Source organism: Bradyrhizobium sp. 149, from assembly GCF_023073915.1.
In the GTDB taxonomy this organism is placed as follows: Bacteria; Pseudomonadota; Alphaproteobacteria; order Rhizobiales; family Xanthobacteraceae; genus Bradyrhizobium.
Genome location: NZ_JADPKK010000023.1, coordinates 414,951 through 438,970, shown reverse-complemented (window position 1 = coordinate 438,970; position 24,020 = coordinate 414,951). Strand labels below are relative to the sequence as shown.

At 61.0% G+C, this 24,020-nt stretch carries 22 protein-coding genes and 4 pseudogenes; 14 read left to right on the top strand and 12 right to left on the bottom strand.

The genetic code is table 11. The features are described 5' to 3' along the window. Nucleotides 1-684: 684 nt before the first annotated feature. Nucleotides 685-894, bottom strand: coding sequence for a hypothetical protein (locus tag IVA88_RS29880; protein ID WP_247500779.1), 210 nt, complete (start codon nucleotides 892-894; stop codon nucleotides 685-687). 90 nt (nucleotides 895-984) lie between these two features. Between IVA88_RS29880 and IVA88_RS29875 the strand changes: the two genes are divergently transcribed. Next, a complete protein-coding gene (locus IVA88_RS29875) occupies nucleotides 985-1,665 on the top strand; it encodes a hypothetical protein (RefSeq protein WP_247500778.1) in 681 nt (226 codons plus the stop codon). 758 nt (nucleotides 1,666-2,423) lie between these two features. On the opposite strand, the gene IVA88_RS29870 is transcribed toward IVA88_RS29875, so the two are convergent. Genes IVA88_RS29870 through IVA88_RS29860 form a run of 3 tightly spaced genes read right to left on the bottom strand, consistent with a single transcriptional unit; the run spans nucleotide 2,424 to nucleotide 3,298 of the window. Next, nucleotides 2,424-2,834: a hypothetical protein gene (locus IVA88_RS29870; protein ID WP_247500777.1), complete on the bottom strand. Its 411-nt coding sequence runs from the start codon at nucleotides 2,832-2,834 to the stop codon at nucleotides 2,424-2,426. Between the two features lie 52 nt (nucleotides 2,835-2,886). Next, entirely contained in the window at nucleotides 2,887-3,081 is a 195-nt protein-coding gene (locus IVA88_RS29865; protein WP_247500776.1) for a hypothetical protein, read from the bottom strand. Nucleotides 3,082-3,085: 4 nt separating this feature from the next. Further along, nucleotides 3,086-3,298, bottom strand: coding sequence for a hypothetical protein (locus tag IVA88_RS29860; protein ID WP_247500775.1), 213 nt, complete (start codon nucleotides 3,296-3,298; stop codon nucleotides 3,086-3,088). A 597-nt stretch (nucleotides 3,299-3,895) separates the two neighbouring features. Here IVA88_RS29860 and IVA88_RS29855 point away from each other — a divergent pair. The 5 genes and pseudogenes from IVA88_RS29855 to IVA88_RS29835 form a co-directional block, all read left to right on the top strand. Next, nucleotides 3,896-4,069 (top strand): annotated as a pseudogene (locus IVA88_RS29855) (D-xylose ABC transporter ATP-binding protein); the annotation flags it as partial. A 532-nt stretch (nucleotides 4,070-4,601) separates the two neighbouring features. Further along, nucleotides 4,602-4,844, top strand: coding sequence for a hypothetical protein (locus IVA88_RS29850; protein WP_247500774.1), 243 nt, complete (start codon nucleotides 4,602-4,604; stop codon nucleotides 4,842-4,844). A gap of 138 nt (nucleotides 4,845-4,982) precedes the next feature. Further along, nucleotides 4,983-5,315: a hypothetical protein gene (locus IVA88_RS29845; protein WP_247500773.1), complete on the top strand. Its 333-nt coding sequence runs from the start codon at nucleotides 4,983-4,985 to the stop codon at nucleotides 5,313-5,315. Between the two features lie 1,160 nt (nucleotides 5,316-6,475). Next, nucleotides 6,476-6,616: pseudogene (locus IVA88_RS29840) on the top strand (DUF3606 domain-containing protein); the annotation flags it as partial. 389 nt (nucleotides 6,617-7,005) lie between these two features. Beyond that, nucleotides 7,006-8,775: an alpha-amylase family protein gene (locus tag IVA88_RS29835; RefSeq protein WP_247500772.1), complete on the top strand. Its 1,770-nt coding sequence runs from the start codon at nucleotides 7,006-7,008 to the stop codon at nucleotides 8,773-8,775. Between the two features lie 251 nt (nucleotides 8,776-9,026). Here the strand turns inward: IVA88_RS29835 and IVA88_RS29830 are convergent, their stop codons facing one another. The 3 genes from IVA88_RS29830 to IVA88_RS29820 form a co-directional block, all read right to left on the bottom strand. Further along, entirely contained in the window at nucleotides 9,027-9,512 is a 486-nt protein-coding gene (locus IVA88_RS29830) for an SRPBCC family protein (protein ID WP_247500771.1), read from the bottom strand. Then, nucleotides 9,509-9,826, bottom strand: a complete 318-nt coding sequence (locus IVA88_RS29825) for a metalloregulator ArsR/SmtB family transcription factor (protein WP_247500770.1) — start codon at nucleotides 9,824-9,826, stop codon at nucleotides 9,509-9,511. The genes IVA88_RS29830 and IVA88_RS29825 overlap by 4 nt, the downstream gene beginning before the upstream one ends. Before the next feature lie 724 nt (nucleotides 9,827-10,550). Further along, complete coding sequence (locus tag IVA88_RS29820; RefSeq protein ID WP_247500769.1) at nucleotides 10,551-10,745, bottom strand: hypothetical protein; 195 nt, start codon at nucleotides 10,743-10,745, stop codon at nucleotides 10,551-10,553. A 703-nt stretch (nucleotides 10,746-11,448) separates the two neighbouring features. Between IVA88_RS29820 and IVA88_RS29815 the strand changes: the two genes are divergently transcribed. The 3 genes and pseudogenes from IVA88_RS29815 to IVA88_RS29805 form a co-directional block, all read left to right on the top strand. Further along, the gene (locus tag IVA88_RS29815; RefSeq protein ID WP_247500768.1) at nucleotides 11,449-11,706 is read left to right on the top strand and encodes a cyclophilin-like fold protein; all 258 of its coding nucleotides are present in this window, start codon (nucleotides 11,449-11,451) and stop codon (nucleotides 11,704-11,706) included. Nucleotides 11,707-11,835: 129 nt separating this feature from the next. Beyond that, nucleotides 11,836-12,021: pseudogene (locus IVA88_RS29810) on the top strand (hypothetical protein); the annotation flags it as partial. Nucleotides 12,022-12,621: 600 nt separating this feature from the next. Then, nucleotides 12,622-12,905, top strand: a pseudogene (locus IVA88_RS29805) (transposase); the annotation flags it as partial. A gap of 150 nt (nucleotides 12,906-13,055) precedes the next feature. Here IVA88_RS29805 and IVA88_RS29800 read toward each other — a convergent pair. Beyond that, nucleotides 13,056-13,370 carry a GNAT family N-acetyltransferase gene (locus IVA88_RS29800; protein WP_247500767.1) on the bottom strand — a complete coding sequence of 105 codons (315 nt, stop codon included), beginning with the start codon at nucleotides 13,368-13,370 and terminating at the stop codon, nucleotides 13,056-13,058. A 318-nt stretch (nucleotides 13,371-13,688) separates the two neighbouring features. Here IVA88_RS29800 and IVA88_RS29795 point away from each other — a divergent pair, with 318 nt between their 5' ends. Continuing rightward, nucleotides 13,689-13,832, top strand: a complete 144-nt coding sequence (locus IVA88_RS29795) for a hypothetical protein (RefSeq protein ID WP_247500766.1) — start codon at nucleotides 13,689-13,691, stop codon at nucleotides 13,830-13,832. A gap of 20 nt (nucleotides 13,833-13,852) precedes the next feature. Here IVA88_RS29795 and IVA88_RS29790 read toward each other — a convergent pair whose 3' ends face one another. Beyond that, entirely contained in the window at nucleotides 13,853-14,203 is a 351-nt protein-coding gene (locus IVA88_RS29790; RefSeq protein ID WP_247500765.1) for a RidA family protein, read from the bottom strand. A gap of 330 nt (nucleotides 14,204-14,533) precedes the next feature. On the opposite strand from IVA88_RS29790, the gene IVA88_RS29785 reads away from it, so the two are divergent. Further along, on the top strand, nucleotides 14,534-16,855 hold the full coding sequence (locus IVA88_RS29785; protein ID WP_247500764.1) for a molybdopterin guanine dinucleotide-containing S/N-oxide reductase: 2,322 nt from the start codon (nucleotides 14,534-14,536) through the stop codon (nucleotides 16,853-16,855). Nucleotides 16,856-17,015: 160 nt separating this feature from the next. Here IVA88_RS29785 and IVA88_RS29780 read toward each other — a convergent pair whose 3' ends face one another. Then, nucleotides 17,016-17,993, bottom strand: coding sequence for an AraC family transcriptional regulator (locus tag IVA88_RS29780; protein ID WP_247500763.1), 978 nt, complete (start codon nucleotides 17,991-17,993; stop codon nucleotides 17,016-17,018). A gap of 146 nt (nucleotides 17,994-18,139) precedes the next feature. Here IVA88_RS29780 and IVA88_RS29775 point away from each other — a divergent pair, with 146 nt between their 5' ends. After that, a complete protein-coding gene (locus tag IVA88_RS29775; protein ID WP_247500762.1) occupies nucleotides 18,140-18,352 on the top strand; it encodes a hypothetical protein in 213 nt (70 codons plus the stop codon). Between the two features lie 108 nt (nucleotides 18,353-18,460). Here the strand turns inward: IVA88_RS29775 and IVA88_RS29770 are convergent, their stop codons facing one another. Both IVA88_RS29770 and IVA88_RS29765 read right to left on the bottom strand, forming a co-directional pair. Then, nucleotides 18,461-19,168 carry a hypothetical protein gene (locus IVA88_RS29770; protein WP_247500761.1) on the bottom strand — a complete coding sequence of 236 codons (708 nt, stop codon included), beginning with the start codon at nucleotides 19,166-19,168 and terminating at the stop codon, nucleotides 18,461-18,463. A gap of 118 nt (nucleotides 19,169-19,286) precedes the next feature. Next, a complete protein-coding gene (locus IVA88_RS29765; RefSeq protein WP_247500760.1) occupies nucleotides 19,287-22,130 on the bottom strand; it encodes a winged helix-turn-helix domain-containing protein in 2,844 nt (947 codons plus the stop codon). A gap of 309 nt (nucleotides 22,131-22,439) precedes the next feature. Between IVA88_RS29765 and IVA88_RS29760 the strand changes: the two genes are divergently transcribed. Together IVA88_RS29760 and IVA88_RS29755 are read left to right on the top strand one after the other, a co-directional pair. After that, nucleotides 22,440-23,111: a sensor histidine kinase gene (locus IVA88_RS29760; protein WP_247500759.1), complete on the top strand. Its 672-nt coding sequence runs from the start codon at nucleotides 22,440-22,442 to the stop codon at nucleotides 23,109-23,111. A gap of 33 nt (nucleotides 23,112-23,144) precedes the next feature. After that, complete coding sequence (locus tag IVA88_RS29755; protein WP_247500758.1) at nucleotides 23,145-23,846, top strand: VOC family protein; 702 nt, start codon at nucleotides 23,145-23,147, stop codon at nucleotides 23,844-23,846. Nucleotides 23,847-24,020 lie beyond the last annotated feature (174 nt).

Sequence of the window (24,020 nt, the reverse complement as noted above, 5' to 3'; positions counted from 1 at the left end):
TCGCCCTACGGCTTCACGCGCACCGCGTTGGAGGCCGACGATCTGTTCGGCTTTAAGTGGACAGGCAGGCCGGCGCCCGCGGGCGATGCTATTACGAGCTCGCGTGTCAGCCGGCCTGGGACGAAGGAAAAAAATACATCAAGTTCGAGACGCGTGCCGCCGCCGTCGCATTTGTCGCTCAGCGGCTCGCAAATTCTCCTTACGATCGAGCAAGCACCGATGCCTTCAGAAAGGCAATGAAGCGTGGCGGTAGCCGTAAAACAGCCATCATCGACTGGGTTCCGGGTATTTCGGACCCATCCAACTACAAGCCCGCTGCCTATGTGCGGATATCGTCCGTATCATGAACACCCCATCGACCCGTCGGACGATGGTAACCCCGCGCGAGCCTCTTTCTCCGGAGATAGATTGGAGCGTCGGGATGCGTGCATTACTTGGGTTTGCTGCAGCTCTGCTTCTATTCGGCATGCAAAACGTCAATGCCGAGGCGGCTACGTCGCGCTGTTCTGTACCACAGGACTGGCACACGCGTGCGGACGCAGACCGCGACCGCCGTCGCTCGTACGCAAAAACAACTCGCGCGACTCCGAGATCCAATAACATCGCGCTCGCCGGCGTTTGAATGATTGTTCGTGCTTGTAATGCGAACTGCACGAAGCACTTGTCCTGTAAATCTTATGGAACTCAAACTTGTTGCGAGCGGGGCAAGGGCAGCGGCGGGCGTCCAATCTGCGAGGTGGTCAGCGACGGCTCCATCTCCGGGGGCTGGCAGGCTACCTTCAGGATGCGCTGAATCCAATGATCGACAAGGCGGCGGCCGCCAGTGCGGCCGTCGCTGTCTGACATCGGCCGGTTGAACCGGCTTGTCCGTATTTTTTTTAACGCTTTCTTCATCAATCTCGCGGTTTCTATTTATCTTCGTAGGTTGTCGATCGGCGTCCCTGCAACTAAAATTTCCGACAGTTCTGCTGGAAAGATCTCATCATGACTTCGATCACGAACAACTCGCCTCCTAATATTCTGACTTCATGGCTTGATCCTGCGTCATCAGCCACGTCAACGAGTTCGACAGCCGTCGATTTGCGGGCGCAGACGACCTCCGGCGATCCCGTGGACGTGGTGGACCTCTCCGATCGCGCCAAGCAGATTTTGGCGCGCGCAAATGTCGAGCAGGCGGCCGCTGACAAGCTGAGCGGCTTTCTCCAATCTCTGAAAGATCCCGATGGGAACAGTGCTACCTCTCACGACCGCACGCATGGACAAGGCTCCCTGTCCGACAAATTGAGAGGGCAGACAACGGCCAACGCGGAAACCACCAGTTGGATTGCAGGATCGAAGGCAGGCGATGCGTCGATCTCCGATGCTGACTTCGTTGCGAAGTACAGGGATAGCCTTGAGGGTGCGTTGCAGGATTTTCCCGCCGACAAGCGGGCAGCTTTGGAAGGGGCCATCAGCAACGGTACTTTGAAGATTCAAAAGGGCTCTGACGTGGAAGGTTACAACACAAGGACGACAATTGCCTATAACGTCGGTCCGGGTGGCGGGCAGGGCATGTCGACGTCGGGTTACCGGCCTCCGACAGGCGCAGCGAAGGAGGCAATTGCCTCTGGGAATGCCGTGGGCCTCTGGACAGAAGATCGCGGCGACGTCTATATCAGCTGGTAACGAAAGCTGCGGGGGCGGCTCGACGACATCCCGATTGTCCTGGTGCGATTTCGTCTTGGGAGGGGGATCAATAGCCCCACTGACCAAGAGAAATCGGGCGATGCTCCCGACGACGCTCTCTTGCTTAGTCACATGAGTGATTGCCAAGGGACTATTGCCTCGAAGATAATTCGGTCTGCTGAGCAGTTGCTTGGGTATTGAACTATCGGTAAGCTCGCAATCCGCATATTCCGCTGAGCAGAGAGATCTCTCCCGCTTGGTCAGTCGGCACCTTATTGAGCCGTCAAGCTCTTGCCCGGCATCAGTATCTTCGATGACCCTTGGGGCGGAATTTTCCCTAGGCAGTAAAAATATCAGACTAGGATCGAGCGGTATTCGGCGAATAGCCGGAGACGGCGGGCCGGGACCGTCTATGTCACGTGCCCGACTTGCAGCCGGAGCCAATTGAACCCGCGATCGTAATCAAGGTGTCGCCTCCTCCTGCAGCGGTCGTGATCGCCTGAGCAGGACACCGTTTATTCGATCGACGGTTTCAGCCCGTCCGGCGGCACCGGCTTCTGGGTTTCGGCGGTAAAAAGGGCGGCCGCGTCTTGGCCGTACCCCGGTAGGCATCAAGGGCGGACTGGCATAGTAGGGAAATTGCCTCGTCAAGGTCGGCCACCTTGCCGGACTTGGCAGTGGCGGCATCGCGATATTTCTTCTCCCAATCCCGGCTTGATGCCCGGCCGAGCGCTCGTTGGACGCGCCGGTCGCCCGGATTAGTTCTGCTTGGACTCGAGATTGAGGCTGACGGTATTGCAGCCGCAGCGCAGCGACATCGGTTTGCGGCGTGGCGTCACTAACAACCAGCTTTCGCAGCGCTCGCATCTGAAGCATTCAAGCCGCTCTCGAAAGGCGTTAGCGACCGGCGCGAAGTCGCGCTTGCCCAAATTCTCCCATCCGTTGTAGTGCACGGCCTTGTTGATAGCCCATTGCTCGACCGAGGACGCCGCGTTTGCCTGCAGACATGTCCGAGGTGGCGCCGCAGGGCTGCGGCCGCTACCCCGACCCGCGGACTTCATCTGCTCTGCCCAGATGCGGTCGTGCGTGGTGATGACGAACTGTGTGTCCTTGAAATGCGTCTTCAGCACCTTGCAAAACTGATAGCGATGGCCGGTATCGACGGACATCACGACGTCGCTAGCAGGGCGAATGTGAATTGATTGCCGAACAGGCGCTTCATCAGAGCGAGGTAGAGACATACGCCCATGCTGTCCTGATGGCCTTCGCTGTGAAAGGCGCCCGCGGATAGAGGCCGCGCTCGTAGAAATTGACATCCAAATCGAGCTTGCAGGCGCTGGGCGAGAGCATGGCGGTAAACTCACCCTCGTCATCTTCGATAACGAGCCGATAGAATGTGCTGAAATCCTGCTGCACGTCGTCAATCTCTCTCCCATGGGCTATCGCAGAGCGGGCAGTCCGAACCGTCGATCAGTTCGATGTCTTGTTCGACCAGCGTCCGTCGCCGGAGCGAGGCAAGCCGCGCCGGATCGTTCGCGAGAGTGCTGATAGTCGCGAGCAGGGCGGCGACCTCGTCCTTGGCGAACTCGGGAAGTTGCTTGCGAGCGCCAGCCATTGCAGCAAGGTCGCGCAAAGCCGATTGCTTGTTGAGCGCTGGCGCAGACGGGCTCGAGGTGAGCCCAGCGTCGAGCCTAGTGTCCGGGGTCAACTGATCGAGCAAAGGCGGGCCGACAAGCTTGCGGCGAGCGTTGGCGGCCGCAAGCAGTCATCGATCTTGACGCTCAGGATCTGTATATGGGTCTGCAAACTGCTGCGTGCCGCCTGAAACTGGGCTTCGGCCGTTCCCTTCAGCGCATTGACGCGGTTCTGTGCGCTATTGAGCACGGCCCGCCTTCGCCGATCTCCTCGAGCTTGAGGATCGCTTGCACCTCCTCGGCGCGCCGCGACGGCTCGACCAGGATGAAACGCAGGATGTCACGGCGCGACAGTGCGATTCTGGATGATCGGCAAGCTGCTCGAAGGCGACCTTGATGTCAGGGTCGGCCGGTTCGATCTTAGGCTTTGGTGCCGAGACCTTGCGAGTGACGGTTGCCGATTTTTTGAGAGCCGGGAAATAGACCTTGAGCGTGACGAGTGCTGCGTCGGAAAGCGGACGCGATTAACATGCCGGCCATGCTCAGCGAGCGAGAGCGATTTGGTGCCGGATCCTTCTGAGAAGTTGTCCAGGTGTCAGATGGTGGAGATTGCCAAGGCGCTCTCAATCGACGCCCGCGTAATCATCATGGACGAGCCGACCTCCAGCCTGACGATTGCGGAGACTGAACGGCTGCTGGAGATGATTGCCGATCTGAAAGCGCACGGCATCGCCGTGATCTATATCTCGCTCTGGCTCGGCGAGATCATGCGGCATGCATTCGATCGAGTGTCGCAAAGGGATTTGCGTGGAACTCTGAAGCCAAGATGTCGAACCGCCGCTTGAGACGCCCCCTTGCGGAGTCCGTCAGTTTCCAGCTTCATGCGATTTGTTTTCGGCGAGAGCTCCAAGCTGCTCGACATGCGGCCGAGCCCGGCCTGAAGGAGGGCGGCGCCCAAGTGCTTGCGGCCGGTGAGGTGGATTTTGAGGCCCGGCGAATGGACGGCGGCAGGGCCGCCCAGCTTCGGCCGCCCTCCAGCAAGGTCAACCGTATTTGCACGGAGATGCTTGTTAAGATCGTCTGCGGAAGATCGAGTTTTCGAGCGGAAAGGCTTGCACGACCATCTTGCCCTAAACGGAATCATGGGGCGGCAGCGCCCATCTTTCCTTCACAAGGACGGCAATTGACAGTCTCTTTCGCCGGCCACTGCACCTGTGTGAGGTTTCGCACGCTCGATTTGGGAGCATTGAGACATGATGGAAGCGTGCTGCAATCAAGCAGCTCCTTTCGTGGAGACTTCTCATGTTTTCCTACCCTCGTGCTCTTGCAGGTTTTGCCCTTATCGTCGGCTTCGCCTCGGTCCTCGCCTCTCACTCGGCTTCGGCGACTGGGCTGGATTTTTTGAATCATATGAATCCCGAATACACCAAATGCATCAGTAATGTACGTGCCTCGATGCACTACAGAGATCGAAATGACGGCAAGCTGCAGAATGCGGTCGTGAACGCCTGCAATCGGGCGCACCCAGCTTTTGGGAAGGGTTAAGCGCGGAAATTCCTGTTCAGCAGGCCAGGCTGCTTGCCCCCGGGCGTCCTCGTGCTGAACAGACTGCTAGTGGGACGACAAGGTGTTTGCTCTGTTATCAACTGCCCCGGCCAGAGCCTCTTGAGTAGGAGAAGAAAGATGACTGAGCAAACCGCCTTTCTAGCGCTGTTGTCGATGTGCTTACTGCTACTAGTCGTTCTAGCGATAAGGCGCCTGGGTCATCTCGATCGACGGCTCGCAAAGATATCTGAAATCGATGCAAAACTCAGCCTGCTATTGAGCCATTCCGAGCTCAAATATGATCCTTTCGAGCAGCTGCCGATTGCGGTTGCGAATGCCCTTAGAGACGGAAACAAGATTGAAGCCATTAGACAGTATCGGAGAGCCGCTGGAGTCGACCTCAAGACGTCGAAAGCGTTCGTTGAGCAATACGTTCTGATCGAGCAAGGGTTCGGCGTAGCTTTCCGCTAAAGACGATAGAAAAAATTTGGTAGAGGAATCCAGCCAAGTGACTCAGCACAATCAAGCTCTCCTGATCTTCAGCTTTATTGGCATGCTCATGCTCTTGAGCTTCGGTATCGGCATCTCGGTTGGAGCATGGATATCGGGACACCGGCCGGAACTCTGGACAGTGGGACTTCCGGCAGTAACTATTTTGTTTTTCTTCGGAATCCTGGTTCTTTTGGTTTCGAGTGCACTTAACCGACCATAGGCACAGGCGTGAGATTCCGCCCCTCGTCTCGAGCGCTGACATTGTTCAGGGGTAAGGTGGCGAATTACAGGGCGCTCGTCACCGACGTCAACTTGAAGGGCTCGCTAAGCGGCTGGGAAATCGCGAAACAGATCAGGGAAATAGCCGGGGGGGGTCCGGTTATCTTGACCAGCGCAAGCGCCGACCAGTGCAGGTCGCACGGCATCCCGTCAGCATCCTGTTGCGAAAGCCGTTCGCGCCGACTCAACTGGTCACGGCAGTCTCGTAGCTTAAGGCCGCAGGACCGACGGCCACGTAGCTCCGGCTCGCTTTTGAAGTCGGGAGATTATCGCGACGCCGTATTTGACTCATTGGACCACCGCCTCGGTATGAGGACGGCGCCTGTCGCGGACAGCCACAGGCTCACGCCAGCTGTTCAATAACGTGCGCTCGCGCGGATAGCCAAAGGCGGTGGTCCCGTTCCGAGCGGTGAAAGAGTCGGCTTGAAGAAGCCGGCAAACGCGCGAAGAACTCGAAGCAGCGATTAGGCTGGAGATGGAAGACATCTGCGCGTCGCCGACATCGCCATCTCTGTTGTGCCCTGTCACGACACCCGGAAGGTGGCGATCATGACGGACGGACAGCTGGATGCGGGTGCTCCGAGATGAAGAACGATCGCGGACCGGCTGCGCACCGAGTTCGCCTTGAGAAGTTGAACAAACGGCTTCACAGTGTTCTCAGGTCGTCGGGGGCCTCGCCGAACTGCTGGATCACGGTTGCGTCCCCGAAGTCGCCGGTCGCCGGAGTCCCCGCTGCGGCTGAAGGCCACCGCGCCGACAATGCCAGGCTTTCGGGAAAGCGCCTCGGCCTTCATCACGGCGAGCGTCGGCATCGCTCGCATCGGCAATTTCAGCCTCGGCGATGCGATCGCGGAGGGTCGCGTGCCCGGGTCGCCGGCGGACAGGACTACTAAGTACGCTACGAAGCGCGCAAGACCGGACAATCCAAGGCGGCGGTGAAGAAGGCTATGACGAAGGTTGGCAGCAGCCGCAAAAAGGTCGAGCGGCGGCTCACGCGTTGACCGCGCCTCCACGGAAGCCGCTGCGAATCCGTCACGGTTCGTCTGGTCCCGATAGCGCGAAGGGGCATGCGGACGCGGCGACGGGGACTGGTGCCGGTGAGCTGCTCAAGTATGCTCTTAGCTCGCCGCCAAAGCGATTCAGCAAGCGCGGCGACGTGAGAACCCGTGTGAGCTTGAGGAACTCGCGGCTGAATCGGCATCTGTGCTAAAGGCGCAATCTGGGCAATGCGCATACGGCTCTTCTCCAGTGTCATGCTGAGGCAAGCGGACTGCAGCAAGCAACGGACCTGAGAGACACGCTTCCATAAGCGGGTAGCCGCCATCCAAACTCGCTCTGTGCGGAGCGCACAATCGGAAAACAGGATCGCTTCGAACCATGATCCAACAGCTTGGGTTACGATCGACGGGCCACGCGCACGATCGCTTACCGGGAACAAGTGGCAACCTGGACGGTTGTGAGCCCATGGCGTCAGCTTGCTCCGCGCGCTGAAGCCTTTTTGCTTGGCGTGCCGACGCAGCTATGGACGAGAAAATTGCTCGATCTCTGGTACAAGAATGCCATCATCTACAGTCTGAACGTCGCCACCTATAAGGACGGCAATGGCGATGGTATCGGCGATTTCGCGGGGCTGATCGAGCGATTGGATCATATCGCACAGCTAGGTGTCACTTGCTTGTGGCTGCTTCCGTTCTATCCCAGTCCGGGGCTGGATCACGGCTACGATGTCACCGACTACTACAACGTGGCGCCGGCCCTCGGCACGCTCGGTGACTTCGTCGAGTTCAGTCACCAGGCGAGGCTTCGTGGATTGCGGCTGATCATCGATTTGCCGATCAACCATACTTCGGAGCAGCACCCATGGTTTCAGCAGGCGCGAGTCGATCCTTCATCGCCTCATCGAAAATACTATGTGTGGTCGAACACCGAGCCGGAGAACAGCGCAGACGGGGTTGTTTTCCCAGGCTTTCAATCCAGTGTCTGGACTTACGACCTACGCGCGCGGGCCTGGTACTATCATCGTTTCTATCAACATCAGCCTGACCTTGACATTACCTGCCCCGCGGTTCGCGACGAAATCTTCAAGATCCTGGGCTTCTGGCTGGAGCTTGGTATATCCGGATTCCGGATCGACGCGGCGCCGTTCGTGGTCGAAGAGGTGCGTCCGAACCGATCGCCAAAACGCCACTATGAATTCTTTGGCCAATTGCGCGATTTCCTGTCGTGGCGCAAGGGCGACTCGGTGCTGTTGGCGGAAGCCAACGTGCGTGCCTCCGAGCTCCACAGATATTTCGGTGACGGCTCACGCATTCACATGCTGTTTGCCTTCCTCATCAACCAGCATTTGTTTCTGTCGCTTGCGGAAGAACGAGCCGAGCCCCTGCGACAATGCCTGACGACAGTTCCGAAGCTGCCGCAATCGGCACAGTGGGCCCATTTTCTGCGCAATCATGACGAACTGGACCTGGGCCGCTTGCTGCCCGAGCAGCGCGATCAGGCGTATGCGGCCTTTGCACCAGAACCGAAGATGCAACTGTACGGACGGGGCATTCGTCGCCGGCTGGCGGGCATGCTAGGCAATAATCGGCATCGGATCGAACTCGCATTCAGCCTACTGTTCAGTCTTCCCGGCACGCCGGTCATCTATTACGGTGACGAATTGGGAATGGGGGACGATCTCAGTCTGCCGGAACGCTGGCCGGTTCGAACCTGCATGCAATGGACCGACGATCCCAACGCTGGATTTTCGACGGCACCGAACGAGCGTCTGCTGCATTCGGTGATCGCCGACGGCGAATTCGGATCGAAACAGGTCAACGCCGCCGCGCAGCAGCGCGATCCAAATTCGCTATTCAACTGGTTCCGTCGGCTCACCGAGGTGCGAAAATCTTGTCCGGAGATAGGCTGGGGCGATTGCATCTTGCCGCAAGCCGATTCCTCCTCGATTTTGGTGCAGCATTATTCGCTGGAATCCAAGTCCGTCCTCATCCTGCACAACCTTGGGCCGAATGAGTGCAAAACGATGCTTCATGATGTCTCAAGCAGTGACAAGCTGACTGATCTGTTCGGAAATCGAGTCTATCCGGCCAAACGCGCCATGGGTACCGAGATCGAACTCGACGGTTATGGCTATCGTTGGTTCCGGATCGACTCTGGCTGATCCCAATGACGGTGAAATAGGGCGCCAGCGCCTCTACGGAGTTCATGTGTGTACGGTCGATGCGGTAAAGGAGATTCTCATCACGGGCGGTTAGCACTGGCCCGGAGAGGGCCACCGCACGACATTTCGAATATCCCAATTAATCGCCGAATGATGGCGCGGATACTCAGGGTATAGGCTTCCATCCTGACTCCGTCTTCTGGATTCGCGATGCCAACGGATGGAACCCTTGTCCGAGTGTTCAACGCGCGTCACGCCGCATCAGTGAAAAGATCGACGTAGCGCTGCAAATAAAGCGGCCAGCCCTGATCACCAGCAACACCGTCGCGCACGCCTTCCGAGCCGTCGCCATGGCGTTCCAGCTCGCGATGCTCGAGTTCTACGCGCGTCCGGTTCGGTGTCTCGGCAGTGAAGCGTACCTCCCACTCGCTGGTCTTTTCTGGATTAGTCTCGATCTGCCACCGCGGGCTGATGTCCCAGCTCAGGAGCACCCGGTTGGGTGGCTCGTAAGCCAGCACGCGTGCCCAGCGGCACTCGCTACCGTCGAGTCCGCGATCGTAGACGTGGCCGCCTACGCGCGGCTCGAACACCGTCTCGGCAATTGGCACGGCCAGCAGGTTGTGCTCGCGAGGTTTGAAATTGCCGAATTGCTCAGTGAAGACTCTGAATGCATGTTCGATCGATGCCTCGACCACGACGGATTGCTTCACAGGCGCGATCTTTATGTGGGGGGTCATTGTGACTCCTCTGGGCGTTGCTCGGCAGCGACCTTGTAAGTCGCCAGGGTTTTAATCCAGAATCGGTCGAGCCAACCACGCATCTGACCGAGTCCGGCCGGGTCGAGGTGGTAAACGTTGCTCGCGCCCTTCGGCTCGGAACGAACGAGGCGTGACTCGCGCAACGTCTTGAGGTGCTGGGAAACGGCCGACTGCGAGACCGGCACCTGCCGCGTGATCTCGGCGACCGAGCGCGGACGCTCCGCCACCAGTTCGAAGATCTTGCGACGGGTCCGGTCGCCAAGCGCATCCAGTTGCATATCATCAACAGTCATGACTTATGATTAGCTCAAACTGATAGTTATGTCAACGGCGTCGATCTCGCGGCTGGCATGGCATCGACGCTGCACTGTTGGCCGTTCGGTTCCATCGCGAGATCGGCACCTGCTTGGGCGGAGCTCGCTGACAGCCGCGAAGATCCCAACCGCTCTCAGTGCGTCGTTCTTGACGCCGCACGCCCAACGAAATCGTAATGAAGTACGTGGAGCAACCATGAACTAAATGGGACAGAAACAACTGTCACGCCGAAAACCTCAATGACTTACCGGCTCACCGCGTGCGCGACGCCAGCATGGTGCTTGCGCCTCCGCGATTGAATCTATTGAGCGCTCCGCAACGCTTTACGATCCGGTCGTGGCCGACGCTTTGGCTCATTTTCCGCCCGTGGCAGCGCAGTTATGTCGCGATGGCCCAATTGGAGACGCAGTCCGCCCCAAGCTCCGCCATCGCCCGTCCGGCGACGGGTTAGTGTATGGGCCCGCGCGGCAACAATGGCTATGGCAATGGACGCGGTGGCGGCACTCCCAACGGCAAACCTGATAGCGATCGCTGATGCTGAGGAGCCAGAACGGCAGGCGCGGAGCGATTTGCCGATTGACGACTGTTCCCGAGGCCCGTCCCCGAGATCGACCCCGTTCGGCCCCAGCTTCATCCACATTGCCCCCGGAGCGGGGCCATTTTACATGAATCCCAAATGAAAGGGCCGCAAATGGCGCAGCCTCAGCTCTTGGTTAGTGGCTTCTTTGGCTCGTCGGCGGCTAGCTCAATATCAGCCGCGGGCAACTCGCCCGTGCGTTCCTTCAGGTCGGCCGCTCGCTGGATCAATCCCGACGCAACCTGCGGGTCCTTTGTTGTTTTGGCCATTCGTAGCAGCGTTGCTGCCGCCTCTCGGGCAAAGGAGGTGTAACGCGGCACGTCTTTTTATCCCATCAAAGTCGCCGTAGGATGACTCAGAAACCCGGATTGCGTTCCGGTGCTGTGTGCAAAAATGTACACAAGCGACAAAAAGGCCTCAGCTCCCGCGCCGCCAAGCTGAAGCCTTGTATCGGCAACACGTTTGTCGAGGCGTGATCCGGAAGAATCAACTAGCTCCTGCTCCTTAGTTTCCGGTGCGGTCGATCTCGAAGCATAGTTTGAGTGCAGGTTGGGCCGTAAGCCCTCTGAGAACAAGCTGCTCAGCGACTGGGAGTTTATCTTGGCAGATTGCTATCGCAAGAGCCTCGATCTGCTCGACAACACGAGCGGGCATGTTGATCCATGTGCAAGCACCTTCCCCATGAAGCTTATCGGTCATTTGGCGGCTGAAGATCGGGCGAACTCACCCAGTCATTCAGGTGGGACGCGGTTTGGGCGACGCCGGCCTTCTCCAGGAGCAGATCCCGGTCAGGTTCCAGAGCAAGCTCACTTTAAGGTGCCAGTCGGCGACTGCGAACAATCTCGCACGTGAGGAAAGACGGACCTCTATGCGCAATCTCCAAATCGCTGCAACCGCTCTCGCACTTTCTTCAATGTAGCCCGTCTTGGCCCAAAAGCGTATCTGAATTTCATCAGACTGGGGAATGTCGACGCGGAGCTCTCCGACAACAACGCGGCGCGCTCACTTCTGAGCATGCTGCCGTTGACTATCGAACTGAGCGACCACCTGCGTCAGAAGAAGACAGGTAGTCTGCCGTTGCCGCTGCCGGAGGTTTCGCGTCAGCGGGATTTCGAGTTGGGAACACTAGGATTGTGGGGGCCCGATCACTTCGTGATCTACTATCGCAAAGGACGGGTCCCACAGCCCGGGATCGTGATACTCGGCAACGTAATCGGCGATGTCTCCGTTTTCGACCGTCTTGGCCCGATTGCCGTTCGCATCGAAGTCGAGAATCGGTGAGTAGCTCTGGTGCGATGGACGCCGCATAGCGCTTCCGGCGCTTCAAAGGTTCGGTCTTTCCAGATGGGCTGGGGCAGGTTGGCGCGGTGCCCTCTCCCGCGCGCTCACGATGTGGCGCTGATCGGTCGCGTGAACTTCCAGGTGACGGTCCTCAATGTCCTGGTGAGCTATCCGGATGGCTTTGCCGTCATGGAGGACCTCAAACGCGACATGGCCATCCTGGCGACCAGTGGCCGCGAAAGGGCGGACCGGACCAAGCACCTCGCCGCCCAAGTGCCAGATCTCGACATCTTTTCACACGGACTGGTCGAACGCACCACCAGATCCACCTGGATGCGACGTCTCTGTAGTTCTGTGCGGGGCAAGCGTCCGGCGAAGCTCCCGATCACCTGATCTCGCTACACGAGCCTGTCACGTCATTGCTGCCGAGATGAAGGGCACCTGCTCCGGATTGAGCTAGAGCGGCCGTCTGCTCAATTCGCCGCCGTCTCAATGGTGGTATTCTAAAGCCGCCAATTCTCGGTGTGAGGTGCTGCGCACCGGCGACGCGCGAATGCCGCAGCAGCGATCTCTGGACGCTCTCCAGAGGCTGCCTGGAAGCGGCGGTTCGACCTGATACCGATCTGCTCGATCTTGTTCGCCAACCGACGCCCGGCTCTTCAACGGAACGGCACGCCGCGCTGCACGAATGACAACTTTCTAGGGCAGACCGGACTCCGCAACCTGTTAAGCCTGGCTTCTGCTGTTGATCCTGGCTGTGTGAAAACGCTGCTGGTTGCTATGATTCTCTTGTGATTCTGCGGGGGAAGCTGATGAGGCGCTTCGTTGAGCAGGCGGATCGAGGGCAGTCGACGCTATTACCCGAATGCCTTGATGATTTCATTGACGAGAGCAACCCTGTTCGAGTGATCGACGTGCACGCCCGGGTCAGAGCGACGGATCACGCGATGGAAACACGAGCATCTGCTCGCCGCTGTGCAGCAGCGCCTTGATTCGAACCCGCTCGCTATGCGCCAACGCCGCGAGACTGTCGAACGCCCGTCGGCACTATGAAGGCTCGCATGGGCGCGACGCACTTCCTTACCAAAACGCTCCCGAAGGTAGCCGCCGAGATGGCCCTCTCGGTACTGGCCTACAACCTGACACGGGTCATGAACATGGTCGGGACCAAGCCGCTGGTCGCTGCGATCGTGGCCTGAGATCGAACCGGCCCTGGCTTCTCAGCGACTTCCCTAAGAAGGGTGTTTTTACACGGCCAAGATCCAAGGCGGACATGCGGGATGCTGTTGCCGATGTCAGCTTTCTCACCCGAAGGCGGACAAGCCGTGTCCGCGGCGCACCTCGCGCCGTCACGGCAGATCGATTGCCATAACGGTACGTATCTTTCCGAGGTATTCGACTTCCTCGATTGGCTTCCATCCTTGCGCAGCGTAGTACGTGGGCAATGCGCCCGACGTACAGAGATGGACGCGCTGAAAGCCGAGTCCGACAGCACGATCCATCAAGGCTTCGATCAATGCGCTTCCGCCCCCATGTCCTCGGGCCGAGTTGATCACAAAAGGCTGGGCGATCCACGGCGAAAGCGCAGGCCCTATCGTCATCTCGCTGGCCAGTAAGTTGACCGAGCCTATGTACATTCTGCCGCGCCGAGCGACCAAAACCATTGGTCAGTCCCAAGGCACCGACCGGACCGCCCGTCGAGCCCTATGAAAGCCAGACGGTGGCCGCGTCCAGCCTCATGTGCGGCGCTTTCAATTGCGACGTTGCCGATCCCCAGCACGCCCTGATCGATCGATCGAAGCGGCCGGGCCTCAACTATCGCGATGCCTGGACGGCTAGTCGTCCAGACCGTCAGCGGTCGCCGACCTGCGGGCTATACGACCGCGCGCAATGGATAGCAGGACCTGATTGCCGAGATTTCATTTTTGTGACGGAGGATTTGGCCGGCCGTGTCCTTGGCGTCGATGTTAATGGCAAGACAGATGCTTCCGATCATCAGCCGCTCTTCATCGAATTGGCGGATTAAGAGCGGCGGATTCGACGGGCTGTTGCGTTTTGATCATCGCGAACAGCTTCGTTTGTCGGATCACCAGATCGAGCGGCTCGCGCGGCTGAAGGTCATCTGAATTCGGGCCCTGGCGCGCGACTATTCTCGAGCGGCGATGGCCGTCATCTCGAGTCTGACGCCCGGACCGAGATCGGCCACGCCGATTGCGGCGCGCGCCGGCAGATGAGCTTCTGCAAAATGCGCCTTCCAGGCCGCATTGAACTCTGCCTTCTCCTTCAGGTTGGACATGTAGATGGTGACTTGCAAGACGTTGGCCAGATCGGACCCAAGGGTCTTCAGCAACTGCGCCAGTTGCCCGAGCACGTCGCTTGCCTGGCCCGACATATCGAGGCTGGTGTCCTCGGGGACGATTCCACCGATGTAAAGCACGCCATTATGCTCGACCACTTCGTGGAGCAGACCTTCGTAGGGCAAGACGCGCTTGATCATGATGGGACCGACGTTGCTGTGGATGGGGCGGCATATTGCACATTTCAATGTCGCTGTCGTTGCAAGAGATCTCGCAGGAAGTCTGACTGAAAAGACAGACTGCGCGGCTCCGAATGCCACTGATTAAGACATTGAAAAACTGGGTATAAATGGCTCCAAGAATCGCCGCCGTTCGTGCCTGCGCACCTCCGCCAAGCTGTCCCTGCACGAGCACCCGGCATTTTCGCCGGCCCTGAACCGGCGACATCGAACAGCGGATCGTTATACTGCCACCCGAATTGAAGCCGGTGCGGCCGGGACTGTGCCGCCACCGGAACAAGGAATGCGACGATGGACGATACGATTGGCTTTCCCGACCCCGGCCTCGACCTGTCCGACGGCTTCAAGCCGCACACCTCGCATTGGGGCGTGTTCTCGGCGCGTCAAAGCGAGGCCGGGCTCGAGGTCAGGGCGTATGCGGGCGATCCCGATCCGAACGGCATCATCGACAATTTCCCCGGCGCGCTCCGCCACCAGGCGCGCATCACCCAGCCTGCGATCCGCCGCGGCTGGCTCGAACGCGGTCCCGGTCCCGACGATCGCCGCGGCCGCGACGAATTCGTCTCCGTCAGCTGGGAGAAGGCGCTCGATCTGCTCGGCGACGAGCTGGCACGCATACGCGACACGCGCGGCCCCGGCGCCGTGTTCGGCGGCTCCTATGGCTGGTCGAGCGCGGGCCGCTTCCATCATGCCCAGAGCCAGGTGCATCGCTTCCTCAACACCGCTTTGGGCGGCTATGTTCGGTCGGTGAATTCCTATTCCTCCGGCGCGTCCTCGGTGCTGCTGCCGCAAATCCTCTGCGGTTACGAGGACATCACCAAGCGCAACGTCACCTGGGAACAGATCGCTGCGGACACCGAGATCGTGGTGGCGTTCGGCGGCATGGCGCTGAAGAACTCGATGGTCGCCGGCGGCTCGATCAGCAAGCATGTCGAGCGCGGTGCGATGGAAGCTGCACGCCGGCGCGGCTGCGAGTTCATCCTGGTCAGCCCGCTGCGCGAAGACCTGCCCGTCGAGGCTGGCGCGGAGTGGATGACCTGCGTGCCCGGCACCGACACCGCGCTGATGCTTGGCATCGTTCATACGCTTGTGCGCGAAGGCCTGCACGACCAGGCCTTCCTCGATCGCTACACCGAGGGCTGGCCGGTTTTCTTGCGCTATCTCACCGGCGAGAGCGACGGCCAAGCCAGGGATGCCGAATGGGCCGCCGCGATCTGCGGCGTCGATGCGAATACCATCCGCACACTTGCGCGCCGGCTCGCAGGCAAGCGTGCGCTCATCACCGTCTCTCATTCGTTGCAGCGGGCCGAGCATGGCGAGCAGCCGGTGTGGATGGGCATGGTGCTGGCGGCGGCGCTCGGCCAGATCGGCCTTCCCGGCGGCGGCTATGCCTATTCGCTGGGGGCGATCGGCTATTACGGCCGCCGCGTCAACGACGTGCCGGGGCCGACGCTGGGGCAGGGCCGCAACGCCGTGCGCGATTTCATTCCGGTGGCGCGCATCGCCGACATGCTGCTCAACCCTGGAAGCACCTATCGCTACAACGGCGAGACGCGCACCTATCCGGACATCCGCCTTGTCTACTGGGCCGGCGGCAATCCCTTCCATCACCACCAGGACATCAACCGCCTGCGCAAGGCGTTTGCGAAAGTCGACACGCTGGTCGTGCACGAGCTCGCATGGACCGCCACGGCCCGGCATGCCGACATCGTGCTGCCCTCGACGATGACGCTCGAGCGCGAAGACATCGGCTATTCCAGCAATGATCCCCTGATGGTCGCGATGCACCGGATCGCCGAGCCGTTCGGCCTTGCGCGCGACGACTACGAGATCTTTGCCGATCTCGCCGACCGTCTCGGCGCGCGCGAACCATTCACCGAGGGGCGGACGTCACGTCAGTGGCTGGAACATCTTTATGAGCCGACCCGCGCCTCGCTCGAAGCGCGCGGCGTGGAGGCCCCGAGCTTCGAAGAATTCTGGCGGCGCGGCAGCCTGGTCGTGCCGCAGCAGCCCGACGACGGCGGCCGGCTGCGTCGCTTCCGCGACGATCCGGTCAATCATGCTCTGCCGACGCCGAGCGGTCGCATCGAAATATTCTCTGCCAAGATCGCGGGGCATGGCGATGCGGATTGTCCCGGCCATCCGGTCTGGCTCGACAAGACCGATATGCCGAAGCCGGGGGCGCCGTGCTTCCTCGTCGCCAACCAGCCAGTGACGCGTCTGCACAGCCAGCTCGATTTCGGCGGACATTCGCTTGCCGCAAAACATCGCGGCCGCGAAGTCGCGCGCATGAACCCACGGGACGCCGGCGCGCGCGCGATCAAGGACGGCGACATCATCCGCCTGTTCAACGAACGTGGCGCCTGTCTCGCCGCGGTCCACGTCACCGACGGCATCGCGCCCGGCGTGGTCCAGCTCCCGACCGGCGCCTGGTACGATCCGATGGAGCCCGAAGACGACGCGCCGCTCTGCGTGCACGGCAACCCGAACGTGCTCACCCGCGACGTCGGCACCTCGTCCTTTGCGCAGGGCTGCACTGGCCAGCTCACGACAGTCGAGGTCGAGAAGTTTACCGGCAATCTGCCGCCGATCCGGGCGTTCGATCCGGTGTAGGGAGCGCGGATCCGGGCCACGCGATCTTGCCGTGTCGCCCCTTGCTTCGTCTTTGCGAGCGCGGCGGGAGTCCTGAAGAAAAAAGGAGCCGTCCTGTGTCGGTGCAGGAACAGCTCCGAGTGGCTCGCAAGCCCGGGAGGAGGAGGGTGCGAGCGGATGCTTACGCGGCTGCGCTGATCCAGTCGCTCTCCGGAGAAGGACGACGCGGCGGGAGCGCTTTCACCTCGCGCCGCTGTCCCTTGCTGGCGAGGCGCCAGCGTGCCGGGGATTGACCGCTGATGCGCTTGAACACGGTCGAAAAATGCGCCTGCGTGCTGAAGCCGACGGCAAGCGCGATCTCGGCCAGCGGCCGCTCTGTGGTTGCGAGCAGCGTCTTGGCATGCTCGATCCGGTGATTGAGCAGATATTCCCGGGGCCGGTAGCCGGTGGCGACGCGGAATTGCGCCGCAAAATGCATTCTGGACAGGCCGGCGACATTGGCGAGTTCGGACAGGCTGATGCAGCGGTGGAAATGATCGGTGACATATTGCTCGACGCGCCGCAGCCGCCATTTCGGCAGGGCATTGACCCTGGCGCGCGGCAATTCCAGGCGCGCGAGATGCATCGCAAGGGTCTGGCCGATGCAGCGCGTAAACTGCTGGTCCGCGGCGTCGCCAAGTTCGGTCAGGGCATTGGCAAGCTCGGCTGCAAGCGGGTCGCGCAACAAGACGAGATCATTCAGTCCTTCGGTCTGGGAAGCTGGAAAATGATCCGCGGAGATGTGAAAGTGCAGGAAGGCGCATGGCGACCGGAATTGCACGGCGAGAGGCTTCGACGGTGCGGTGAGATACAGCGTGCCCGCGGGCATGGTGCCGTCGAAAACGACTTGGCGGTCCCGGGTCAGTTTCGCGCGCGTCGCCTTCAGGGCGATGCCGACGAAATAGCGATCCTCAGGCGTCATCGCTTCGTGCGACGACGTGCTCCGCAGGTCCTCCCATCGCGAGATCGCGACGTCCTCGGCGGCCGCCCCGGGCTGCGGATCGATCTGGCGCCATTGTCGCTCCCGAATGATCGGCCGTGTTGTTTGCGGGACCTCGCCATCCCGCGAGGTGGCCGGAAAATCAATCCAGGCATCAGCCGCCTGCAAATTGGTCAACATCGTTCGTCCTCTCCGGGCGTTTCCGCAGTTTGCAACCAGCAAACGCGCAAAGCCCACGCTTTCCATGCTCAGAGGATAGGCGCGAGCCGGCCTGGAAGCTCGTTAGTGGTGATTAGGATCTGTTAGTTTTTGTGGGAGCGCATCGGGTGTGGCAGCTCGTCTCAGGAAGGGTCGTTTTTGGACAATTTATCAAATATTTGCGCATCCCCGATCGCAGAAATCTCGACGCGTCCGAGCCAGACCTTGTCGCCTCGATCTCGCTCGCCAAACAGCAGGGCGCATTGTCCTGGCGGCTGCGAGCCAAGATGTCGCTGGCGCGGCTTCGGGCCCGGCAGGGCGCGCAGAACTCGCTCGAATAGCTTGTCAAAATCTATGCGGTTTCGAGGCCGCCGATCTCAAGGCGGCACGGTGCATGCTGAACGAGCCGGCGACCTGATCAGGTCGAAGCGAATTTTCCGCGCGTGCCGCTACTCGAAGACGGCGTCGAAGATCTCGACGTCCATCAGCACGGGCTTGGCAACCACGGTTCCGTCGGGCCGCAGCGTCTGCGCACGTCGAAGCGTCGGCACCACGATGCCGCCGAATCTGTCATGCGCCCAAGAGTAATGCGCGACTTTCATCCCGAAGAGATCATGATCGGTCCGCCGTTGCAGCGCGCTCTCGTCGAAATAGAAGATCTGCTCGGACGCCAGCGTGATCAGGCTCGGCGGGAACTGCGCCCGCAACCGCCGCCATGACTCTGTGTTCTCCTGCCACCGCGGCAGTTCCTCCACCACCACATCGGGATGGGCGAGCAGGAACGGATTGGTCAGATAATTCCAGATCGCGACGCCGCAGAAGAAGACAAGCTGCAGTTCGTCCGCGAGCGCAGGCGAGCCGGCCTCGGCGAACGCAAAGCTCGGATTGCGCCAGGTCCGCAGGACCTCACCCTCGAGGCTTTCGATCGTGATCGCGTCCGGTTGAAACGAGCCGGAGTGTTCGCCTCCGGTGATGCCGGTGAAACGGACCGACTGCGTGCGGGTCGAGCCCTCCGCGGTCACGTCCTTGAATTCGCTGGCATGTCCGGCGCTGGCGAACAGCGTTCCCGCGACGGAGAGGTGAAGCGTGAACCGGCTCAAGCTATTCCAGCGGGCCATTCCGCCGCTGGCATCAATTACATCGTCAAGAAGCGCCATGTCCCGCCATATCCACCATGAAGTGCCAGCACCATGGCGGGGTGGATGGGGCTTGGCGTGTTAGAAGTTGTTAGGAGTTGCGAGCGGAAATTCTTGCGGTATCCCGTTGAAGATACTCTCAATTCAGCGCTGTAAGGAGCTCCTTGGCGGTGACGAGATCACGGGTTTGGAGGCCCTCCTGATATCGCACGACGAGCGAGGTGAGCAGGGTGCGCGCGTCGGCGGCGTTGCCGGCCTGCTTCCAGGCGCGGCCGAGGCTGATCGCTCCGCGGAGTTCCCAGCCGACCGCGCATTGCCGCCGCGACAGATCAAGCGACTTGCGCAAGTAGTTCTCAGCCTCTGCAGCGTTACCCGACCGTGCAAGGATGTCGCCCTTGACCCTGAGCATCTCGGGCATGTCGAAGGATTCGCCATGATCGGGGATCTCTGCGATGGCCTCGTTGATCGTCTGCAAGGCTTCGTCGGCCTGGTTCTGTGCCACGAGACCCTCCGCGAGCGCCGTCGCAAACACCGTCGTCATGATCCGGTGCCGTGTCGCGTACAGCGTGGCCTGGCTGCGGCGAAGGTGATCGATCCCGGCGGCGACGTCGCCGCGGCGAAGCAGCAGCTCACCCTTCTGGCCGATGCCGACCGCGTGATAGGGCCCGAGAAAGTGCCGCGCGGAATGATCGATCAGCCGCTCGATCAGGATTTCGGCATTGGCCCAGTCGCCGACCCAGAGGAACACGTAGATCGTCCAGATCAGGGAAATACCGAGAGTGAGCGGCTGCTCGAGTAGCTCGGCCTCGCGAACGGTGTATTGGGCGACCTCAATCGCACGATCGGGCCGGCCGGTGAGCCAAAGCCCGCGCGCCAGCGCAACCAGTGCGACGATGCGGTCGTCATAGCCGAGATGCCCGATATTCAGCCGCTGCGAGCCGGGATTATGCACCATCGCGCTCTCGCAGAACTGCACCGCCTTGTCCTGGTTGCCGATCAAATGATGGGCAACACCCAGCATCCATTCGACGTTCAGCGTGCTGGCGGGATCGTTCAATTTTTGCGCAACGCTCTCACCCTGTTCGCCGGTCCCAAGCGCGCCGTGAAAATCTCCGACCCTGGTCAGGTAGATGTGCAATCCGCGCAGCAGCCAGAGCTGCCAATGTAAATCCTGCAGCTCTCGGGCGAGCTGGAGACTGCGCGTAAATGCCGAGCGGACCGCTTCGGTGTTGCCCTGCGTGAACATCGCGGAGACGCCGAGCGCGGCCTGCAAGATCATCTCATGGCGACCATCCACCGGGGTCGCGTCGCGGGACGCCAACGCCTGTTGAGTCCAGCGATAGCACTCCGTCAGCAGTGTCAGTTCGAGGAAGAACTGGGCTGCCGATGCCGCCAGATCCACGCCGATCGTCCGGTCTCCGCCGTCCGAAAAGCTCCAGGTCAGCGCGGCCCGGACATTGGGCAGGTGGTCGGCATAGGGAAGGAAGCCGCCGGCGCTCTGCATGCCCGTGGATTTGAGCGCGACGTCGCGGAGGAAGTCGCGGAAATATTCGGCGTGGGCGCGCGCGCCGCGGTCAGCTTCGCCGTTCTCGACGAGCTTGTCGGCGACGAAGGCACGCGTCGTATCTAGCAGGCGATAGCGCAGCCGTCGCTCCGCAGGGGAAGTCGCGATCAGCGATTTGGAAAGCAGGTTCGAAATCGCCTCGACGGCTTCCTGCTCGCCGATGCCTTGACAGGAGGCGACCGCAAGCGCGGCTTCCAGGGTGAACGGCCCGACGAACACCGACAATCCGCGCAGCGTTGCGCTTTCGGCTGCCGGAAGCAAATCGTAGCTCCAGGCGAGGGCCGCACTCAGGGTCTGGTGCCGCGGGACAGCGGTGCGCCGGCCGCGCCACAGCAGCGAGAAACGGCTGTCGAGCAGCGAGGCGGTCCCGGCAATGCCATAGGCGTTCACGCGCCCGGCCGCGAGCTCGATTGCGAGCGCGATGCCGTCCAGCCGACGGCAGATATCGGCAACGAGCGGCGCATCCTCCTCGCTGAGCTCGAATTCGCTCAGGCTCTCCGCAATGCGCTCCACGAAGAGCTGAGTTGCGGGATAGGCAAGGACGTCGGCGATGCCGAGTCCGTCGCGCTGTGGCGGGCAATCCAGCGGAAACAGCCGATGGACACGCTCACCTTCGGTGCGGAAGGATTCGCGGCTGGTGGCGAGAATATGCAGCTCGCCCGCTTCCCGCACGATGCGCTCGGCCAAGGGGGCGAGATCGTCGAGGATGTGCTCGCAACTGTCGAAGACCAGCAACATCCGCCGGCTACGCAGGAACGTCAGCAGCCCCGGCACCGGGTCGTCGGAATTGACGGTCAGGCCCAGCGCAGCCGCAATCGTTCCCGGAACGAGCCGGGCCTCCCTCAATGCGCCGAAATCGACAAAACACACCTGGCCATCGAACGCTTGGAGCTCGCCATGCGCGACGGCCAGTGCGACCGAGGTCTTGCCGATCCCGCCGGGGCCGACGATCGTGACAAAGCGATGCTGCGCAAGCTCGGCTGAAATTCTCTCGACCGCATCGTCCCGCCCGATCATCTTCGCGAGCGGCGACGGCAGTGAGCGAGGCGAAGCCGCGGGCAAGCTGGTCCGGCTCTCCAAGGGAGCAGCCCGGAGCAGCGGGGCCGCGAAACAATAGCCGCGTCCGGGGACATTGACGACGTAGCGGGCGCCTTCGCCGGCATCGCCCAAGGCTTTGCGCAACGTCGTGATGTGGAAGCGCAGGCTGCCTTCGTCCACATTCACGTCGGCCCAGACCCGCCGGATCAACTCACGCTTGTCCACGACCTCGCCGGCGCGTTCCGCGAGAAAAACGAGGAGGTCGAGCGCACGGCCGCCGAGGTGCACCGGGGCGCCGTCCTTCTCGAGCAGCCGCGACTTCGCGAAGAGCCGGAATGGCCCGAAGGCAATAGCCGAATCCTGGTCGTTAGCGTCCGGCACGGGCCAATGATTCCAGTGAAAAGGCTGATATCCGCACTTTGATCTACCACAAGGGAACCCTGAGTAAACTTGTCGAAAGTGGCGAAATCGGGTGGCGGCCGCATTTGGCAGGTTGCGCGACAATCCGTAGCAAATTTTGCTCAAGCATTAGCGAAGTGATCGGGGCAATTCGGCAGCGTGCTTGGCCGCCGAGCTGACAGTTCGGCCGTTGCACCGGGATCATAACAGAATCTTGCAACGTCTAACGAGCAATGCGCGCGAACTGCATCCAGTATCCGCTGCGAGTTTGGCGCCAACGGGGAGGCTACGATGTCCGGTATCAATGCTCGGCCGAATGACGATGTCGTTCGATCTCAATTTGTGGCCAGTCTTGACGATCAGTCGCGTGATTGGGAACTCGTGCTGCGGGAATCCCACCATCGGATGAAGAACACGCTGACGATACTGGGTGCGTCAGTCCGCCGCGATTTTACGCGGACAGGTACCAGGGACGTGTCGCTCGCAGCGGACCGGCTCGAGCGGCGCATCGTCGCATTCGGCAGGCTCTATCAACTCTTGTCGGACAATAACGACCATACGGCGATCCCTATCGCGGTCTTTTTCGAAAACCTGTGCGGAGCGATTTCCGAGGCCGTGCTGGAGCCGGCGAGTATCCGCTGCGAGGCTGCGATCGAAAGCGGCACCCTGCCGGCATCGCAATGCCATCGGCTCGCGCTGATGCTGACGGAGCTGGTGACGAATGCGGCCAAGCATGCCTTCCCGAACAGGAATGATGCACTGATCCGTATCGACATGACCAGTCGTGACGGCGCCTGGTTCTGCACGGTGGCCGACAACGGGATCGGCGCGACCGGGCCGCTTCAGGGCACAGGCAGCCGGATTCTCGAAGAACTCGCACGCAGCATTCGCGCCCGACTGCACGGCGAGGCGGGGGGAGACGGCACACGCGTGACCATCGTGATGCCGATCGCAGCCGCTTGAAGCTCGTCTTAAATCCAACTGAGGAAGTTCGACATGGCTACTACCGAAATCGACCGCGACGCCGCGGTCAAATCTTCGAACAAGTCTTCGACATCGCGCAGCGTTGATCAGAAGCTCGAGGTGATCGTGATCCCCGTATCCGATGTCGATCGCGCCAAGGCCTTCTACGCGCGTCTCGGTTGGCGATTGGACGCCGATTTTGCGTCAGGCGATGACTGGCGTGTGATCCAGTTCACGCCGCCGGGTTCGGCCTGCTCGGTAATCTTCGGCAGAAACGTGACGGCGGCGGCGCCGGGCACGGCGCGAGGCATGTACCTGATCGTCGCCGATCTGGAGGCGGCGCGAGAGGATCTGCTCGACCGCGGCATCGAGGTCGGCGCTCCATTCCACGGTGCCGGCGATGTTCACGCCGGAACTGACGAGCCCTATCTGTCCGGCAGCGTCCGGGTCAACGGTGCCGACCCGAAGCGCGGCAGCTACGGCTCTTTTGCGGCGTTCAGCGACCCCGACGGCAACGGCTGGCTGTTCCAGGAGGTCACGACGCGACTGCCGGGACGCATCGCGGGTGACGGCACGACATTCGCTTCGCAGACCGAACTGGCGGCGGCGTTGCGTCGCGCGGCAGCAGCGTATGGCGAGCACGAAAAGCGGACCGGCCGGCACGACGAGAACTGGGCCGACTGGTACGCCGACTATATCGTCCGCGAGCGGGCGGGCCAGCCGCTGCCATCCTGAGTTGGACAGCACGGATTCTTCGACTGAACCAAGCCGAAGCGGCGCGTGATGACTGATCTCACCGCGCGCCGTGTTGCTTTTGCTGCGAGCATCGCGGGTTCACGATCGCTCTCCTCGATGCCGCGCAGGCTCGCAACAGCTAACGCGGTCTAACAACCCATAACGAGCAAATTG

Coding starts and splice junctions, on each gene's coding strand:
- IVA88_RS29780 (WP_247500763.1), bottom strand. CDS start 17,993: ATGTTGACCAATTTGCAGGCGGCTGATGCCTGGATTGATTTTCCGGCC.
- IVA88_RS29875 (WP_247500778.1), top strand. CDS start 985: ATGACTTCGATCACGAACAACTCGCCTCCTAATATTCTGACTTCATGG.
- IVA88_RS29790 (WP_247500765.1), bottom strand. CDS start 14,203: ATGATCAAGCGCGTCTTGCCCTACGAAGGTCTGCTCCACGAAGTGGTC.
- IVA88_RS29795 (WP_247500766.1), top strand. CDS start 13,689: ATGCTTCCGATCATCAGCCGCTCTTCATCGAATTGGCGGATTAAGAGC.
- IVA88_RS29760 (WP_247500759.1), top strand. CDS start 22,440: ATGTCCGGTATCAATGCTCGGCCGAATGACGATGTCGTTCGATCTCAA.
- IVA88_RS29870 (WP_247500777.1), bottom strand. CDS start 2,834: ATGTCCGTCGATACCGGCCATCGCTATCAGTTTTGCAAGGTGCTGAAG.
- IVA88_RS29850 (WP_247500774.1), top strand. CDS start 4,602: ATGTTTTCCTACCCTCGTGCTCTTGCAGGTTTTGCCCTTATCGTCGGC.
- IVA88_RS29845 (WP_247500773.1), top strand. CDS start 4,983: ATGACTGAGCAAACCGCCTTTCTAGCGCTGTTGTCGATGTGCTTACTG.
- IVA88_RS29770 (WP_247500761.1), bottom strand. CDS start 19,168: ATGGCGCTTCTTGACGATGTAATTGATGCCAGCGGCGGAATGGCCCGC.
- IVA88_RS29830 (WP_247500771.1), bottom strand. CDS start 9,512: ATGACCCCCCACATAAAGATCGCGCCTGTGAAGCAATCCGTCGTGGTC.
- IVA88_RS29880 (WP_247500779.1), bottom strand. CDS start 894: ATGAAGAAAGCGTTAAAAAAAATACGGACAAGCCGGTTCAACCGGCCG.
- IVA88_RS29755 (WP_247500758.1), top strand. CDS start 23,145: ATGGCTACTACCGAAATCGACCGCGACGCCGCGGTCAAATCTTCGAAC.
- IVA88_RS29825 (WP_247500770.1), bottom strand. CDS start 9,826: ATGACTGTTGATGATATGCAACTGGATGCGCTTGGCGACCGGACCCGT.
- IVA88_RS29800 (WP_247500767.1), bottom strand. CDS start 13,370: ATGGTTTTGGTCGCTCGGCGCGGCAGAATGTACATAGGCTCGGTCAAC.
- IVA88_RS29785 (WP_247500764.1), top strand. CDS start 14,534: ATGGACGATACGATTGGCTTTCCCGACCCCGGCCTCGACCTGTCCGAC.